Origin of the sequence: Serratia sp. AS12 (assembly GCF_000214195.1) — a bacterium.
GTDB lineage: Bacteria > Pseudomonadota > Gammaproteobacteria > Enterobacterales > Enterobacteriaceae > Serratia > Serratia plymuthica.
This window is the reverse complement of the sequence record NC_015566.1, coordinates 5,332,589-5,347,707: the sequence shown is the minus strand read 5'-3', so window position 1 is coordinate 5,347,707 and position 15,119 is coordinate 5,332,589. Positions and strand designations below refer to the sequence as shown.

Genomic DNA, 15,119 nt, shown 5'->3' with positions numbered 1-15,119 from the left:
CTTTTTTACGCCCGACTATCGGGTGGCAGTAATAACAGATCTAACAGACCCAGACGAGGAGAAGCAGTAATGAAAGCCTATCAGCGCCAGTTTATCGAGTTCGCGCTTAACAAGCAGGTATTGAAATTCGGTGAGTTCACTCTGAAATCCGGCCGTACCAGCCCGTATTTCTTTAACGCCGGCCTGTTTAATACCGGGCGTGATCTCGCGTTGTTAGGACGCTTCTACGCCGAAGCGCTGATGGACTCCGGCATCGATTTTGATCTGCTGTTTGGCCCGGCATACAAAGGTATCCCGATCGCCACCACCACGGCGGTAGCGCTGGCGGAACACCATGAACGCGACGTGCCTTACTGCTTTAACCGTAAAGAAGCCAAAACCCACGGCGAAGGCGGCACTTTGGTGGGCAGCCCGCTGCAGGGCCGAGTGATGCTGGTGGACGATGTGATCACCGCCGGTACCGCAATCCGTGAGTCGATGGAAATCATCGGCGCCAGCGGTGCGACGTTGGCCGGGGTGTTGATCTCCCTGGACCGTCAGGAACGCGGGCGTGCGGAGATTTCGGCTATTCAGGAAGTCGAGCGCGACTATCACTGTAAGGTGATTTCCATTGTGACGCTGAAAGATCTGATTGCTTATCTGGAAGAGAAGCCGGAAATGGCGGCGAGTCTGGCGGCGGTGCGCGCCTATCGTGAACAGTACGGGGTTTAACACGCTATTCACTTTGCCAGGCGCGCCAAAACGCGCCTGGCAAAGGGCTTATTGCAGCTGTGCCGCCAGCAGCGGCCAGCGGCCGTCGAAGTCTTGCGTAGGACGGTAACGGAACTCGGAGCGCACGTAGCGTGACAACATGCCTTCGCAGAACGCCAGCAGTTGGCTGGCCAGTAATGTTTCATCCACGATAAAGCTTTTGCCTTCCCGCAGCTTGCGCTCTTTCAGCACTTGCCGCAGCTGCGCCTCTATACGTTCAAACAGCTGGCTGATCCTGCCCTGCAAGCGGTCCTGCTCAAACATCAACGCATGGCCGGTCATGATGCGCGTCAGGCCAGGGTTACGTTCGGCGAACCCCAAAATCAGCAACAGGATCAGGCGCAGGCGGTTAAAGGTTTCTTTTTCGTCCTGCAGGATCAGGTTGATGCGCGTTATCAGGCTGTCTTCAATAAATTCGATCAGACTGTCGAACATCCGTGTTTTGCTGGGAAAATGCCGATACAACGCAGCTTCGGAGACACCGACGTTAGCGGCCAGTTTCGCAGTGGTGATACGCTGGCTGCCGTCGCTGGATTCCAGCATCTGGGCTAACGCCTGCAGTATTTCCTCGCGCCGGTTCCTTTTGGTATTTTCTTTTTCTGCCATGTCTGATTAGACCCTTGCTAAAACTGCTTAGACTTTCGGAAACCCGCGCACCGGCCATTGCAGAGAGATCTCTGTGCGGCTTATGTGATAGCTTTTTTACGATGCTGGGGTCAGCGGCCTTAACGACCTGTGTTCTCCGCGCGACCTGGTGTGCGCTGTAATCGTTGCCGGACAAACCTTGCCATAGAAATGTCCTTTTCTCTGGGCGGCAAGGTTTCGGACGACATTTCCCTGCCGACCATCAAGTCTTGGGCTGCGCTTAGTGGCGACCCGAGTGGCCAAAGCCACCTGCGCCACGTTCGCTGCTGTCGAACTCTTCTACCAGATTGAACTCAGCTTGCACAACAGGCACAAAGACCATTTGCGCGATACGTTCGCCAGGTTCAATGGTGAAGGATTTTTGGCCGCGGTTCCAGACGGAAACCATCAGTTGGCCCTGGTAGTCGGAGTCGATCAGGCCAACCAGGTTGCCCAGCACCACGCCGTGCTTGTGGCCCAAACCTGAGCGCGGCAGGATCACCGCCGCCAGGTCGGTATCGGCAATGTGAATAGCCAGGCCGGTAGGCAGCAACGTGGTTTCACCCGGCGCCAGTTCAACCGCGGTATCCAGACAGGCGCGCAGATCGAGACCGGCTGAACCTGGGGTGGCATAGGTCGGTAAAGGGAAATCCTGTCCGATACGCGGGTCGAGGATTTTAACGTCGATTTTTTTCATCATAACGGCTGACTATCTCGTCTATTAAACGTTGGCCAAGGAGTGCCTTATCGCTCAGCGCCAGGCGCTTTTCTCCATCCTGCCAAAAAAGGTGCAAGGCATTGGTGTCACTGTTAAACCCATGCTCTGCAAGCGATACATCGTTAGCGCAAATTAAATCCAGTTTCTTACGCGCCAGTTTTTGTCGCGCGTATTCTTCCACATTCTGGGTTTCGGCGGCAAACCCCACGACAAAGGGACGATTTTTAGTCATTGCGGCGACGCCGGCAACGATGTCGGGGTTTTTTACCATTTTGAGGATGATTTCATCACCCTGTTTTTTTATTTTTTCACCGGCGATCTGCCCGGCACGGTAATCGGCTACGGCGGCACAGGAAATGAAAATGTCCTGCTGGGCGGCGCGCTGCTGCACTGCCTGCTCCATTTCCAGCGCGCTGATGACGTCTACCCGGGTTACCCACGGCGGCGTCGGCTGGTTGACCGGCCCGGTAATCAACGTGACCTGCGCACCGCGTGCGGCGGCGGCTTGGGCGATAGAGAAGCCCATCTTACCGGAACTGTGGTTGCTGATGAAACGCACCGGGTCCAGCGCTTCACGCGTTGGGCCGGCGGTGATCATAATCTTTAAATGTTGCAGATCTTGCGAAGCGGAGAAATAACTGTTCGCCAGATCGACGATGTCCAAGGGATCGAGCATGCGGCCAGGGCCAACATCACCACAAGCCTGGCTGCCGCTGTCCGGGCCCCACAGCAACATGCCGCGTGCCTGCAGCGTTTGCAGATTGGCCTGGGTGGCGGTGGCGCGATACATCTGTTGGTTCATGGCAGGCGCTGCGGCTATCGGTGCGTCGGTCGCCAGGCAAAGGGTCGTCAGCAGATCGTTGGCCATACCGGCGGCGACGCGTGCCAGCAGATCGGCGGTAGCGGGGGCAAGAATCACTAAATCCGCCCATTTTCCGAGCTCTATGTGACCCATCGCGGCTTCGGCCGCGGGATCCAGCAGATCGTCGGAGACCGGGTAGCCGGAAACCGCCTGCAGCGTCAGCGGCGTGATGAACGCTTTCGCCGCGTTGGTCATTACCACACGCACTTCCGCGCCTCTGTCACGCAGGCGGCGCACCAGTTCTGGGCATTTGTATGCAGCGATACCGCCACTAATGCCAAGCACAATATGTTTGCCGGAAAGTCCCGTCATCATGATTGTCCGATTGAAAACCGAAAGATGCGCCATTTTAGCATAACCGCCAGACAGGTGAGCGATTCCGCTGTCTCTGCAGTTCGTTACATTGCGCTTTGCGCAGCACTTCGCAATGTTATCAAACACCTGTCGTTACCCTTTGTTCTGCATGGCATGCTTGGACGCTTTCGGGAGGATGATGATGAGCAGTCAGGTAATGACCTTGTGGCCGGGAGCGCTTGCACCCCGGGAAAAGTTACTGCGGTATGGCGCGGCGGCGCTGTCCGATGCGGAGTTGCTGGCGATTTTTCTGCGTACCGGCTTTCCCGGTCTGCATGTCATGCAACTGGCGGAGCAGCTGTTGGGGCAGTTTGGCTCGCTGTATCATCTGATGTCGGCGGATCATCAGGTTTTCTGCAGCCACAAAGGATTGGGCAATTCGAGCTATGCGCAGCTGCAGGCGATTTCAGAATTGGCGTTTCGCTTCTTTTCCAGCCATCTGGCGCAGGAAAATGCCATGCTCAATCCCAAAATAACGCAGCATTATCTGCAAAGCTTACTGGCGCACCGTGAGCGGGAGGTGTTTTTGGTATTGTTTTTAGACAATCAGCACCGTGTTATTCGCCATCAGGAGATGTTTGCTGGTACCATCAGCAGCGTCGTCGTGCACCCGAGAGAAATTGTGCGTGAAGCGTTGAAGGCTAATGCGGCCGCCATTATTCTGGCGCATAATCATCCTTCGGGTAAGGCTGAACCCAGTCACGCTGACCGTTTGATAACAGAGCATGTGGTTAATGCCTGCCTGTTATTGGAGATCCGAGTGCTCGATCATTTGGTGATAGGTCGGGGTGAATGCGTCTCTTTTGCCGAGCGCGGATGGCTTTAAGCGATTTTTTCGCGATCCTTCGGGGATCTTTAGCTGTTCGGGACTTGAGCACTTACGCCTCAGAGCGTATACTACGCCACCTTTGAGAATCTTGGGTTTGGCGTAAGAGCCTATCTCAGCAGGTTTCTAACCTGATGTGTGGTTTCTGACCTGATGACGGGAGTCTCCTCAGTATGGAGTTTGCTGAGATGGGCTCTAAAAGCCTGACGAGGCGGCCATACCCTATACGAAGCTCGAGCTGATTTGATTTTTGGAGAATAGACATGTCCCGAGTCTGCCAAGTTACTGGCAAGCGCCCGGTGAGCGGTAACAACCGTTCCCACGCAATGAACGCGACCAAACGCCGTTTTCTGCCGAACCTGCACTCACACCGTTTTTGGGTTGAGGCTGAGAAGCGCTTTGTAACGCTGCGTGTATCTGCTAAAGGTATGCGTGTTATCGATAAGAAGGGTATTGAGACGGTCTTGGCCGATCTGCGTACCCGTGGTGAGAAGTATTAAGGAACTGCATCATGGCTAAAGGTGTTCGCGAGAAGATCAAGCTGGTTTCTTCTGCTGGTACTGGTCACTTCTATACCACCACGAAGAACAAGCGTACTAAGCCGGAAAAATTGGAACTGAAGAAATTCGATCCAGTTGTCCGTCAACACGTACTGTACAAAGAAGCTAAAATTAAATAATTTTAGTGGATTAATAAAAACCCGGCTTAGGCCGGGTTTTTTGTTTTATAAGGGTAGAAAACCGACGGGAGAGCGCCAGATGCCTGAATTACCAGAAGTTGAGACCAGCCGACGTGGTATTGAACCTTATCTTGTCGGCCATAGCATTCAGTATGCGGTGGTGCGCAACGCGCGGCTGCGCTGGCCTGTTTCCGAGCAAATTCTGGCGCTGAGCGACCGGCCGGTACGCAGCGTGCAACGCCGCGCCAAGTATCTGCTGATTGAACTGGACCACGGCTGGATTATCGTCCATTTGGGGATGTCCGGCAGCCTGCGTATGCTGGCCGAGGAAACCGAAGCCGGGAAGCACGACCATGTTGATCTGGTGATCAGCAACGGCATGACGCTGCGTTATACCGATCCCCGTCGTTTTGGCGCCTGGCTGTGGTGCGAAGATTTGGCGAACAGCAATGTGCTGGCCCACCTTGGGCCGGAACCGCTAAGTGAAGCCTTTACTGGCGCCTACCTGTACGAAAAGTCACGCAATAAGCGCACGTTGATCAAACCCTGGCTGATGGATAACAAGCTGGTCGTGGGGGTTGGCAATATCTACGCCAGCGAATCACTGTTTACCGCCGGGATCCTGCCCGATCGCCCGGCCGGTTCGCTGAGCAAAACGGAAGCTGAGCTGCTGGTGGAAACCATTAAAGCGGTATTGCTACGCTCGATTGAGCAAGGTGGCACCACGCTGCGCGATTTCCTGCAGTCGGACGGTAAACCGGGCTATTTCGCGCAAGAATTGCAGGTGTATGGTCGTGCGGGGGAGCCTTGCCGCGCGTGCGGCACGCCGATTGAATCAGCTAAACACGGGCAGCGCAGCACCTTCTTCTGCCGCCGCTGCCAACGCTGATTATTGTGCAGCGAGCTTTTCCATCAGTGCCTGGGTGACCACGTCCGGTAGGAAAGGTGCGATATCGCCGCCGTGACGTGCCACTTCCTTCACCAGGGAGGAAGAGATAAACGACCACTCTTCGGAAGGCATCAGGAACACGCTTTCCAGCGTCGGCATCAGGTGGCGGTTCATGTTCGCCAACTGCAATTCATATTCAAAGTCAGACACCGCACGCAGGCCGCGCACCAGAATGTTGGCATTTTGATGGGCGGCAAAATGCGCCATCAGCTCACTGAATCCCAAGACTTCGACATTATCGAGATGCGATGTTACCTGAGTGGCTAACGCCACTCGCTCTTCCAACGTGAACAACGGTTTTTTGCTTGGGCTGGCGGCAATGGCCAGAATGACGTGATCGAACATCAATGACGCGCGCGTCACCAAATCCAGGTGGCCGTTAGTCAGGGGATCGAAAGTACCGGGATAAATGGCTTTACTGGTCATGATTCACTTCTCTGAAGAGTTGCGGCCCAATGCCCACAATGCGGCATATTTATTGAAAGTATATTGCGCGTTGACCACGGCTAACAGCAACCCCTGTTTACCGTCGAGGAAGCCGGCGCGCAGCAGCCAGGTTTTGCAGAAGGCACCGAGAGTATGAGTCAGTATGGAGGAGTAACCGCAGCGCTTGCCGGCCTGATGACGCTGATTGGCCCATTCTTCGGCATAACGCAGCTGCTTGCGCTGGAAGGCGAAAAAGTCACGACAGGTCAGATGTAGCAGATCGCCGCTGAGGGGCACCACTTTCGCGGTGCCGATATTGAGCGATTCATGCACCAGATCGTCGTTATAGCGATAGCGTCGGTTGGCGTACAGCCGGTTGACGCGATCCGGATACCAGCCGCTGTGACGCATAAAACGTCCAAGGAACAGGTTGCGGCGTGCACAGCTGTAGACCTGATTGTCGTCAGGCGCGACCAAGGTCTGCTCAATCGATTGGCGCAGTTCGGGGGTGACGCGCTCGTCAGCGTCGATCATCAGAACATAGTCGTGGCTGGCGTAGCTTTGGGCCAGTTGGCGCTGTTTGCCGAAGCCCTGCCAGTCGGTATGGACGAACACTTTGGCGCCGAGGCTTTCGGCAATGGCGATGCTGTCATCCTGGCTACCTGAATCGAGAATGACGATTTCGTCCGCCCAGGCTACAGAGTTCAGGCAATCCGGCAGCAACCCGGCTTCGTTCTTGGCGATGATCACCACCGACAGGCTTTTGCGGTCGCTCATTTAATGGCTCCGTGGCGGCAGGTGCGGTTCCAACAGTTGCAGCAGGCGCTGCAGCGCTCCCTGATTCTGATACAGCACTTCCACGGCGTGGCGGCCGTAATAGCGGCGATAGTCTTCGTCGGTGAGCAGAGTGGCGACTTCCTTGACCAGCGAGTCCTCGTCGGCCACGGTAATCAGCCCTTCGGCCTGTGATAACTTGGCGCAGATATCTTTAAAGTTGAAGATATGCGGCCCCATCAGCACCGGAATGGCGTGTGCGGCGGCTTCCAGCGGGTTATGTCCGCCGCGTTCCACCAGGCTGCCGCCGACAAAGGCCAGGTCGGCAATGCCGTACAGCAGCATCAGTTCGCCCATGGTATCGCCAATCACTACCTGGGTACTGCCGGAGGGGATTTCACCGCTGCTGCGCAGGGTGTAGCTGAAACCGGCTTTCTGCACCAGTTCTTTGGCGGTAGAGAAACGTTCAGGGTGACGCGGCACCAGGATCAGCAGCAGGTCGGGATGTTTTTCCAGCAGCTTGCGGTGTGCCGCCAGCAGAATGGTTTCTTCACCTTCATGAGTGCTGGTCGCGATCCACACCGGGCGACGCGGTGCCCATTGGCGGCGTAACGTGATCGCACGTGCAGCCAGCTCGGGAGTGACGGAAATGTCGAATTTCAGGCTGCCGGTCACGGTCAGCTGTGAGCGTTTCAGGCCAAGTTCGATAAAGCGTTCGCCATCTTCCTGATTTTGCGCGGCGATTAGCGTAATGCGGCGCAGCATGTCGCGGACAAAACCGCCGATTTTTTTATAACCGGCGGCAGAGCGAGCGGAAAGGCGCGCGTTGGCGATCACCAGCGGGATCTGACGCTGATGCAGCGCGTTAATCAGATTTGGCCATAGCTCGGTCTCCATGATGATAACCAGCTTGGGGTTCACCTGATCGAGGAAACGGCGCATGGAGCCGGGCAGGTCGTAAGGCAGATAAACATGATGAACGTCTTTACCGAAAGCGGACTGAACGCGCTCTGAACCAGTTGGCGTCATCGTGGTCACAGTAATCGGTAAATAAGGATAGCGGTGGCGCAGCGCGCGGACCAACGGGATGGCTGCCAACGTTTCCCCCACGGAGACGGAGTGCAGCATGATGCCGCCCGGCACCACTTTTCCGGCGCAGAAGCCATAGCGTTCTGCCCAGCGTTTACGGTAGGCTGGAGCTTTGCGGCTGCGCAGCAGTAAGCGGAGCCAGATCAGGGGTTGGATGAGGTAGAGTAGTACCTGATATAAACGCAGCAACATTCTATCAATTTCATTTATATGGGTTAGTCAGAATAGTACCATAACTGGAAGGGAAAGGCGCTAATTTGGTAACCTTTGGTGTCAGTTTTAGACAACAGGCGAGAGATTTCGCTGATAGGCTTGGAATGAAGAATATTTTAATTATTCGCCGTGACAATATTGGCGATCTTGTTTGTACGACTCCTTTGATTGAAGGGGTGAAAATTGCCTATCCGGATGCCAAACTTTATCTGTTAATCAATAAAGTCAGCCAGGATGTCGTTAAAAACAACCCGCACCTTGAAAAGGTTTTCGTCTATAAAAAGGCAAAGCACAAGGCGAAAAATGAAACGACATTAGGCGTTTATTTTGAACGGCTGATGATTTTTCTTAAGCTGCGTAAAATAAAATTCGACGCGGCGATCCTGGCCAACCCGGTTCCTTGCAAGTACAGCCTGCGGTTGGCGAAAATGGCGGGAGTCAGCAATATTATCGGCGCAGATTTAGGTACGCCTGATATTCATCATCCTTTCCGTAAGGAAAATTTCAGCGGCAAGCATCAGGTAGAGCATACCTACAGCTACCTATCGGCGATTACCGAACAGCGCATCCCGATCCCGCCGGTCCGCGTTTTTCTGACCCCGGAAGAGCGCCAGCAGGCGGCGCAACGTTTGCAGAAACTCTTGCCGCCGGTCGGGCGAGTTTGCGCGGTCCATATCAGCAGTCGCAGCCCTAAACGTCGCTGGCCGATAGAACGCTATGCTGAAATTATCAATCGCTTAGTTGCCGATCAGAACACCGGAGTGCTGATTTTCTGGTCCCCGCAAGGCACGCTGACGCCTGATGATATCGGTGACCAAAAACGTGCAGAGCAGTTGTTGGCGCTGTGTCAGAATGAACGCGTGGCGCTTTACCCGACGGCCTCGGTGCGGGAATTACTGGCCGGTTTTGATTTATGCGACAGGGTGTTGTGCAGCGATGGCGGGCAGATGCATCTGGCTGCGGCGTTGAATAAAGATATGGTGGTCTTTTTTGGCGACACGGATAAAGAATCCTGGCATCCCTGGACGGGGCGTTATCACATTCTGCAAACCGAGTCGGGTGATTGTATTGATGTGTCCGTTGACGATGTCTGGCAAAAAATACAAACGTTCGATTAATTAAAATAATGGCAGGGAGTTCCCTGCCATTATTTATTTCTTGAGTGCCAAATAACGCTGACAAATAGATTTCAGCCCATAGCTAAGCAACTGCTGGTGATTAATCTCAGGAGGTTGGGCATAAATTCTCGCCATTTTTTCCGCCAACGATTTTTCATTGAGTTCTGCCAGTGCGTTACCCATCCCGGCTTTTTCCAGAATTTCCGCAGGCCCCCCTGGGCAACGGGTACTGACCACCGGCGTACCGCATAACAATGCTTCCACCAGCACATTGCCAAAGCCTTCGCTGTCGGAGCTGAGCACCAGCAGCGATGCGTGCCGGATAAAGGGATAAGGGTTGGCCTGGAAGCCGAGGAACAGTACGCGGTCGGCGATACCCAACTGGTTGGCCAGCTGTTTCACTTCCCCTACGTTAGCTTCGCTGCCGGCGCCAATCAGTGCCAGCGGCGCTTGTATACCCGATTGCGCATAGGCTTTCAACAGGCGATCGTGCCGTTTGTGCGGATGAAAGCGCCCGACGTGCACCAGATATTCCTGGCCTGCCAGTTCACAGGGTTCCGCCGCCTGTTGTTCGATGGCGGCAATATCAAACGGATTGTTGATGATTGCCAACCGGTTCGGACGGATAGGCAGGTTTTGTTGCAGATCGTCACCGACGGCCTGTGAGACGGCAACGATATTTTGACCCTGATAAACGCCGGCGATTTTCCGCTGTTTCAGCCAGCGATCCAGGCCCTTGCGATGACCGAGATAAGAGGTCGATAGCATGCCGTGGATGCAAAACCACAGGCGATCCGAGGAGAGCCGCTTGCTGCGGCTGACGATGCGATCGGTTTTATGCAGGTTCGAGAATACCAAATCATAGGCACCCTGCTGGCGTTCGTTGTTGGCAATCACCCGATCCAGCGCGGCGGCGCGACGTGACAGTTCGGTCAGTTTGCGCCAGGGGGTGCGGCTGTGATCCGCAACCACCTGATAATGAACGCCGGCCGGGATAGGGTAGTTACAGACGTCGCGAAGTGAAATCAGGCTGACGTCATTGCCCATTTCCTGCATGCCCTGACACAGCGTCAGCACCACTTTTTCTGCGCCGCCGCCGGGCAGGCCATCGATAATCATCAAAATACGCATAGTTAATCCAGCAGCCGGTTATAAAGGGAGATCAACTGTTCCGACAGGTGCGCCGGGGTGGCAGACATGATACGTGCTCTCGCGGCTTCACCCATGGCGGAGCCCAGCGCCTGGCGTGGCAATGCTTTGATTGCCGTGACGAGGGCGGGAACATCCAGAGCATCGGTAACGAAGCCGTTTTGCCCTTGAGCGATAAATTCCGCGCCGCCGCAGGTGGTGCTGGTGATGACCGGCAGACCGCAGGACATTGCCTCCAGAATCACGTTGGGGAACGGGTCGTACAGCGTTGGCAACAGCAGTGCATCGGCTGCCTGATAGAACGGCAGCGTCTGTTTTTGCACGCCCATGAACCGCACCCGATCGCCGCACCCTAGTGACTGTGCCAGCGCCTGATAGCGCTTTTCAGCCTTATCTTTGCCGACGACCAGCAGATAACTGTCCGTGGCCGCGACGGCGCGGATAGCGGCGGCCAGCCCTTTGCGCTCAAAACCGGAGCCGACAAAAATCAGGCAGTGCGCCTGCTCAGGGATCTGGTGTTGCCGGCGCAATTGCTGCCGCTGCTCGGTCGTGGCCGGCAGAAATTTTTGATTATCAATGGCGTTGTAGATCACCGTGATTTTATCGGCCGGGACCCCAAAGTCGTCGATGATTTCCTGTTTAATCATTTCCGCATTGCAGATGACCGCTTTCAGTTCCGGCGCGGCATACATCGCACGTTCCGCACACATTACGTAACGGTGATAGCGGTTGGAGAACAGCCATTTGCGGCGCCATTCGGGCAGCAAACGCGCTCTTTGCAGCAACCAGCGGCGGTGAACGCCATCGCCGGCGCGGTAAATATCGCAGCCGGGGATGCGTTCGTGGCTCTGCACCAGATCAAATTTCTCTTTCTGCCACAACGCTCTGGCGGCCTCGGCAAAGCCGCGCTCACGGCTGATGCGCCCAAGCTTTATCGGATTGCACAAATGAATATGCCAGTTCGGATGGGTGTCACCCTGCCATTCGCGGGTGATAACGTTCAGATCGAGGTTCTGTTGCTCCAGTGCTTCCAGAGCGCGTGAGACGAAACGCTCAGCGCCACCGTCCGGGCGGTACTTTTGACGAACGATCGCCAAACGAAATGCTTTCATGCTAGCCGGCTCCGCGCGGCTGCAATCACCGCGTCTGTAGGGATAAGGTCCAGGTAACGTTCATCAGTGCCGGTGTTGATGGCGTCCGGATCGGGTAAGGTGCCGAAGTCGCCGGCCCATATCACGCAGCCGTTAACCTGCCATGGGCGCCAAAACACCAGCTTGGAAGGACCAAACAGCGCAATGCAGGGTGTCTGCAGCGCAGCGGCCATGTGCATGGGCACCGAGTCTACACCGATAAACAGTTTAGCGTGGTCGATCAGGGCGGCAAGCTGACGCAGCGTTAACTGGCCGGCCAGCGAAACGACTCCCTGCGGCGGACAGAGCGCCAGAATGCGCTCTACCATTTCCCGTTCTTTTGTGTCCGGCCCAGAGGTGATCACCAACCGGTGGCCGTCGGCCTGCAACGCGCTGACAGTGGCGGCCATTTTTTCTTCGCTCCAGCATTTGAAGAACCAGCGGGACGTAGGTTGTACCACGATATAATCGCCGGTAATGCCCTGTTGCCGTAACAACTGCTCGCAGGTCTGCCAGTCCTGCGGCGGATAGCTCATGGTTACCTGCTGGCTGAGGGCCGGCAGACCGAGCGGTTGCAACAGAGACAGGTTCTGTTCAACGGTATGCAACCGTGCGTGATCGCTTACCGGCACCAAATGCGTGTGGCAATGGCGCCATAAGAAGCCTCGCCGTTTGGGTAAATCGAAACCCAGCCGAATGCGCGAGCCGGTCAGGCGGGCGATAATGGCGCTGCGCCACTGATCGGCCAGATTGACCACCAGATCGTAACGTTGGCCTTTGAGCTGCCGGATCAGGTTAAGTTCGTGGCGCAGATGAGCTTTCGTACCCTGTTTTTTCCACTGGCGATCGATAACGAAGACATTCGACAGCGCCGGGTGGCTGGCCAGCATATCCTGGGTTTCTTTATACAGCAGCACGTCGATCTGCGCCTGCGGATAGTTTTGCTGCAGGCTATTGATGACCGGTGTGACCAGCAACATGTCGCCATGGTGGCGAAGTTTAACGATCAGAATACGCTGTATCGAGGTATCAGGAGCTAGGGCTGGCGCGTCGTTCATCATGAGTCGCTTTCAGGGAAACCAATCTTTGATTCTAAATGACCCGATCGCATGTGGCTACTGTTGCACGGTTTTCTTGCCGCGAAGTGAAAAAATAGCGCGAAGGAGAGACAAAAGGCCTTCAACGTTGTCCAAACCAGGCAGTAAAGTCGTTTGCCCTGGCGAAACGCCCTGCGTAACATGCATACCCTATGAATTTCAAGTTGCAGCCAGGCGAGCAGCTTACTCACTCCTGGAGTTTGCTGTGGTAAGTGAGTGGGGTGCGTTAGTGCAGTTAACAACCCTGCGGCTTGAAAGGCGACGGGTATAATGCATTTTGTTGATATCAGGCTCTATATTCATGACTAAACCGGCGTTTCTGATCACCATTGATACCGAAGGCGACAATCTGTGGCAAAACCACGATCGTATTTCGACCGAAAACACGCGCTTTTTGCCGCGCTTTCAGGCGTTGTGTGAGAAATATGGCTTCAAGCCGGTGTATCTCACCAACTATGAAATGGCGGTAGATGCCGAATACGTCGAGTTTGCCCGCGATGTGATTGCGCGCGGTACCGGGGAAGTAGGAATGCACCTGCACGCCTGGAACAGCCCGCCTCTGACGCCGTTGACCGACGATGACTGGCGGCACAAACCTTATCTGATCGAATACCCGGCCGATCAAATTCGCGCCAAGGTCGATCATATGACCAAGTTGCTGGAAGATGCCTTCCAGACAAAAATGCTCAGCCACCGCGCCGGGCGCTGGGCGTTTAACGAGTACTATGCGGCGTTGTTGCTGGAATACGGCTATCAGGTAGATTGCTCGGTCACGCCACGCGTCAACTGGCAATATTCGCCGGGCAACCCGCAAGGGAACGGCGGTACCGACTACCGGCACTTCCCGTCGCAGGCCTATTTTATCGATCCGGACAATATCGCTGCAGCGGGAGCCTCAACGCTGTTGGAAGTGCCGATGAGCATCCAGTATAAGCATTCTGCGCTGATGAATACGCTCAAGCAGGGTTATGATCGGTTGCGTGGCAAGCAGCGTTCGCCGTCGGTAAACTGGTTGCGGCCAAGCGGCGGCAATCTGGAAAAAATGCAGCAGGTGGCTGAACGTTGCCTGATGCAGGGACATGACTACGTTGAATTTATGCTGCACTCTTCCGAGTTTATGCCCGGCGGCAGCCCGACGTTTAAAACCGAGCAGGATATTGAAGTGTTGTATCGCGATTTAGAGCAGCTGTTCGCCTGGCTACAGCAGCGTACGGTGGGCATGACGCTGGCCGAATATTATCAACTTAAAGTGAACTGACATGTCGAAAAAATGGAAAATTAAGGTCGCGGATTGGTTTTTGCGACGTTATACCGCAAAGTCCGGCCGTTTCCAGGATAAGGCGACTTTCGACAGTCGGCTTCAGTTTGACAATATCGTCATCTATTCGACCACGGCGTTGGGTGATTTTATGTTCAACACCCCCGCGCTGCGGGCGATGCGGGAACGCTATCCCGATGCGCACATTACGCTGGTGGTGCACAAGAAGAATCAGGAACTGGTGGAGAACGGCCGCTACTACGATCGCGTGGTGTATTGGGACAGTAAAATCAAGAGTATGCGACCGCTGCTGAAGTCACTGCGCGAGCATCAGCCGGATTTGGCGCTGATCCTGCATTCGCATCTGCCGTACGACATCATCAGCGCGGTATTATCCGGGGCGAAATATATTATCCGTGATAACTACAGCTCCGGGATTTGCGGGCTTGAACCCTGGCTGACCAATTATATCTTCCATTATTACGGTCATTTTATTCGCCGTAAGCTGGAGCTGATCTCAATTTTGGGCTGTCGCAGTGACGATCCCACCATGGAAATCCCTGCGCCTTATCAACCGGGTATCAAAAGTAGCGAGCACTGTACTGTTGGCCTTCAGCTGGGCGCTTCTACCGAATCACGCTGCTGGCCGGTCTCGCATTTCGTCCGGCTGGCGGATGAACTGGTGGCCAAACACGGCAAGGTGCGTATTGTGCTGATTGGCGGCCCTTTTGATGAGGGGAAAGCGCAGCAGTTCCTGAGCCAGGTGAACCCTGAAACCCGGGCTTGCGTGGACAATCGGATCGGCAAAACGGGATTGCAGGCGTTGCTGACGCTGATCGACAGCTTCCATGTGCTGATCACCGGCGATACCGGGCCGCTGCATCTGGCGGTCGCGCTGAAAGTAAAAACCATCAGCCTGTTCGTCACGGCGGATTCACGTTCTACCGGGCCCATTCAGGATCCGGAGCTTCATCGGATTATTCAGGTTTCCCGCACCGGTTACACTATGCCGCTGGAAGCTGAAAGCCCGATGGGCGTGATCCAGCCGCAGCGTATTTATGCTGAGGTGGTGGAGCATCTGTCATTGAATTAAGCGTGTTTTT

General features: G+C 55.1%; 17 protein-coding genes. 8 read left to right on the top strand and 9 right to left on the bottom strand.

The genetic code is table 11. The features are described from left to right. Window positions 1-69: 69 nt before the first annotated feature. Complete coding sequence (gene pyrE / locus SERAS12_RS24725) at window positions 70-711, top strand: orotate phosphoribosyltransferase (RefSeq protein WP_004953362.1); 642 nt, start codon at window positions 70-72, stop codon at window positions 709-711. Between the two features lie 48 nt (window positions 712-759). Here the strand turns inward: pyrE and slmA are convergent, their stop codons facing one another. From slmA to coaBC, 3 genes are all read right to left on the bottom strand, one after another. Continuing rightward, the gene (gene slmA / locus SERAS12_RS24720) at window positions 760-1,356 is read right to left on the bottom strand and encodes a nucleoid occlusion factor SlmA (protein WP_013815031.1); all 597 of its coding nucleotides are present in this window, start codon (window positions 1,354-1,356) and stop codon (window positions 760-762) included. Between the two features lie 259 nt (window positions 1,357-1,615). Beyond that, entirely contained in the window at window positions 1,616-2,074 is a 459-nt protein-coding gene (gene dut, locus SERAS12_RS24715) for a dUTP diphosphatase (RefSeq protein WP_013815030.1), read from the bottom strand. Continuing rightward, window positions 2,052-3,269, bottom strand: coding sequence for a bifunctional phosphopantothenoylcysteine decarboxylase/phosphopantothenate--cysteine ligase CoaBC (gene coaBC, locus SERAS12_RS24710; protein ID WP_013815029.1), 1,218 nt, complete (start codon window positions 3,267-3,269; stop codon window positions 2,052-2,054). The genes dut and coaBC overlap by 23 nt, the downstream gene beginning before the upstream one ends. A gap of 181 nt (window positions 3,270-3,450) precedes the next feature. On the opposite strand from coaBC, the gene radC reads away from it, so the two are divergent. The 4 genes from radC (at window position 3,451) to mutM (ending at window position 5,702) form a co-directional block, all read left to right on the top strand. Then, window positions 3,451-4,134 (top strand): DNA repair protein RadC, encoded by a 684-nt coding sequence (gene radC / locus SERAS12_RS24705; RefSeq protein ID WP_013815028.1) that lies wholly within the window; start codon window positions 3,451-3,453, stop codon window positions 4,132-4,134. Window positions 4,135-4,397: 263 nt separating this feature from the next. Continuing rightward, the gene (gene rpmB, locus SERAS12_RS24700; protein ID WP_004953342.1) at window positions 4,398-4,634 is read left to right on the top strand and encodes a 50S ribosomal protein L28; all 237 of its coding nucleotides are present in this window, start codon (window positions 4,398-4,400) and stop codon (window positions 4,632-4,634) included. Window positions 4,635-4,645: 11 nt separating this feature from the next. Further along, on the top strand, window positions 4,646-4,813 hold the full coding sequence (gene rpmG, locus SERAS12_RS24695) for a 50S ribosomal protein L33 (RefSeq protein WP_002208990.1): 168 nt from the start codon (window positions 4,646-4,648) through the stop codon (window positions 4,811-4,813). 79 nt (window positions 4,814-4,892) lie between these two features. Beyond that, window positions 4,893-5,702, top strand: a complete 810-nt coding sequence (mutM, locus tag SERAS12_RS24690; RefSeq protein ID WP_013815027.1) for a bifunctional DNA-formamidopyrimidine glycosylase/DNA-(apurinic or apyrimidinic site) lyase — start codon at window positions 4,893-4,895, stop codon at window positions 5,700-5,702. On the opposite strand, the gene coaD is transcribed toward mutM, so the two are convergent. The 3 genes from coaD to waaA are packed head-to-tail and all read right to left on the bottom strand — an operon-like array spanning window position 5,703 to window position 8,243. Then, complete coding sequence (gene coaD / locus SERAS12_RS24685; protein ID WP_006320126.1) at window positions 5,703-6,188, bottom strand: pantetheine-phosphate adenylyltransferase; 486 nt, start codon at window positions 6,186-6,188, stop codon at window positions 5,703-5,705. Between the two features lie 3 nt (window positions 6,189-6,191). Further along, window positions 6,192-6,965: a glycosyltransferase family 2 protein gene (locus tag SERAS12_RS24680; protein WP_013815026.1), complete on the bottom strand. Its 774-nt coding sequence runs from the start codon at window positions 6,963-6,965 to the stop codon at window positions 6,192-6,194. Then, window positions 6,966-8,243 carry a lipid IV(A) 3-deoxy-D-manno-octulosonic acid transferase gene (gene waaA / locus SERAS12_RS24675; protein WP_006328922.1) on the bottom strand — a complete coding sequence of 426 codons (1,278 nt, stop codon included), beginning with the start codon at window positions 8,241-8,243 and terminating at the stop codon, window positions 6,966-6,968. A gap of 125 nt (window positions 8,244-8,368) precedes the next feature. On the opposite strand from waaA, the gene SERAS12_RS24670 reads away from it, so the two are divergent. After that, on the top strand, window positions 8,369-9,382 hold the full coding sequence (locus tag SERAS12_RS24670) for a glycosyltransferase family 9 protein (protein WP_013815025.1): 1,014 nt from the start codon (window positions 8,369-8,371) through the stop codon (window positions 9,380-9,382). A gap of 33 nt (window positions 9,383-9,415) precedes the next feature. Here SERAS12_RS24670 and SERAS12_RS24665 read toward each other — a convergent pair whose 3' ends face one another. Genes SERAS12_RS24665 through rfaQ form a run of 3 tightly spaced genes read right to left on the bottom strand, consistent with a single transcriptional unit; the run spans window position 9,416 to window position 12,722 of the window. Next, window positions 9,416-10,513, bottom strand: a complete 1,098-nt coding sequence (locus SERAS12_RS24665; RefSeq protein WP_013815024.1) for a glycosyltransferase — start codon at window positions 10,511-10,513, stop codon at window positions 9,416-9,418. A gap of 2 nt (window positions 10,514-10,515) precedes the next feature. Further along, window positions 10,516-11,643, bottom strand: a complete 1,128-nt coding sequence (locus tag SERAS12_RS24660; protein ID WP_013815023.1) for a glycosyltransferase family 4 protein — start codon at window positions 11,641-11,643, stop codon at window positions 10,516-10,518. Beyond that, complete coding sequence (gene rfaQ, locus SERAS12_RS24655; protein ID WP_013815022.1) at window positions 11,640-12,722, bottom strand: putative lipopolysaccharide heptosyltransferase III; 1,083 nt, start codon at window positions 12,720-12,722, stop codon at window positions 11,640-11,642. The genes SERAS12_RS24660 and rfaQ overlap by 4 nt, the downstream gene beginning before the upstream one ends. 337 nt (window positions 12,723-13,059) lie before the next feature. On the opposite strand from rfaQ, the gene SERAS12_RS24650 reads away from it, so the two are divergent. Both SERAS12_RS24650 and SERAS12_RS24645 read left to right on the top strand, forming a co-directional pair. After that, window positions 13,060-14,016: a polysaccharide deacetylase family protein gene (locus SERAS12_RS24650; RefSeq protein WP_013815021.1), complete on the top strand. Its 957-nt coding sequence runs from the start codon at window positions 13,060-13,062 to the stop codon at window positions 14,014-14,016. A gap of 1 nt (window position 14,017) precedes the next feature. Then, window positions 14,018-15,109 (top strand): glycosyltransferase family 9 protein, encoded by a 1,092-nt coding sequence (locus tag SERAS12_RS24645; protein WP_013815020.1) that lies wholly within the window; start codon window positions 14,018-14,020, stop codon window positions 15,107-15,109. Window positions 15,110-15,119: the final 10 nt, after the last annotated feature.

Excerpts from the sequence above, each read along its gene's own strand:
- pyrE (WP_004953362.1), top strand. The coding sequence starts at position 70 with ATGAAAGCCTATCAGCGCCAGTTTATCGAGTTCGCGCTTAACAAGCAG.
- slmA (WP_013815031.1), bottom strand. The coding sequence starts at position 1,356 with ATGGCAGAAAAAGAAAATACCAAAAGGAACCGGCGCGAGGAAATACTG.
- dut (WP_013815030.1), bottom strand. The coding sequence starts at position 2,074 with ATGATGAAAAAAATCGACGTTAAAATCCTCGACCCGCGTATCGGACAG.
- coaBC (WP_013815029.1), bottom strand. The coding sequence starts at position 3,269 with ATGATGACGGGACTTTCCGGCAAACATATTGTGCTTGGCATTAGTGGC.
- radC (WP_013815028.1), top strand. The coding sequence starts at position 3,451 with ATGAGCAGTCAGGTAATGACCTTGTGGCCGGGAGCGCTTGCACCCCGG.
- rpmB (WP_004953342.1), top strand. The coding sequence starts at position 4,398 with ATGTCCCGAGTCTGCCAAGTTACTGGCAAGCGCCCGGTGAGCGGTAAC.
- rpmG (WP_002208990.1), top strand. The coding sequence starts at position 4,646 with ATGGCTAAAGGTGTTCGCGAGAAGATCAAGCTGGTTTCTTCTGCTGGT.
- mutM (WP_013815027.1), top strand. The coding sequence starts at position 4,893 with ATGCCTGAATTACCAGAAGTTGAGACCAGCCGACGTGGTATTGAACCT.
- coaD (WP_006320126.1), bottom strand. The coding sequence starts at position 6,188 with ATGACCAGTAAAGCCATTTATCCCGGTACTTTCGATCCCCTGACTAAC.
- SERAS12_RS24680 (WP_013815026.1), bottom strand. The coding sequence starts at position 6,965 with ATGAGCGACCGCAAAAGCCTGTCGGTGGTGATCATCGCCAAGAACGAA.
- waaA (WP_006328922.1), bottom strand. The coding sequence starts at position 8,243 with ATGTTGCTGCGTTTATATCAGGTACTACTCTACCTCATCCAACCCCTG.
- SERAS12_RS24670 (WP_013815025.1), top strand. The coding sequence starts at position 8,369 with ATGAAGAATATTTTAATTATTCGCCGTGACAATATTGGCGATCTTGTT.
- SERAS12_RS24665 (WP_013815024.1), bottom strand. The coding sequence starts at position 10,513 with ATGCGTATTTTGATGATTATCGATGGCCTGCCCGGCGGCGGCGCAGAA.
- SERAS12_RS24660 (WP_013815023.1), bottom strand. The coding sequence starts at position 11,643 with ATGAAAGCATTTCGTTTGGCGATCGTTCGTCAAAAGTACCGCCCGGAC.
- rfaQ (WP_013815022.1), bottom strand. The coding sequence starts at position 12,722 with ATGATGAACGACGCGCCAGCCCTAGCTCCTGATACCTCGATACAGCGT.
- SERAS12_RS24650 (WP_013815021.1), top strand. The coding sequence starts at position 13,060 with ATGACTAAACCGGCGTTTCTGATCACCATTGATACCGAAGGCGACAAT.
- SERAS12_RS24645 (WP_013815020.1), top strand. The coding sequence starts at position 14,018 with ATGTCGAAAAAATGGAAAATTAAGGTCGCGGATTGGTTTTTGCGACGT.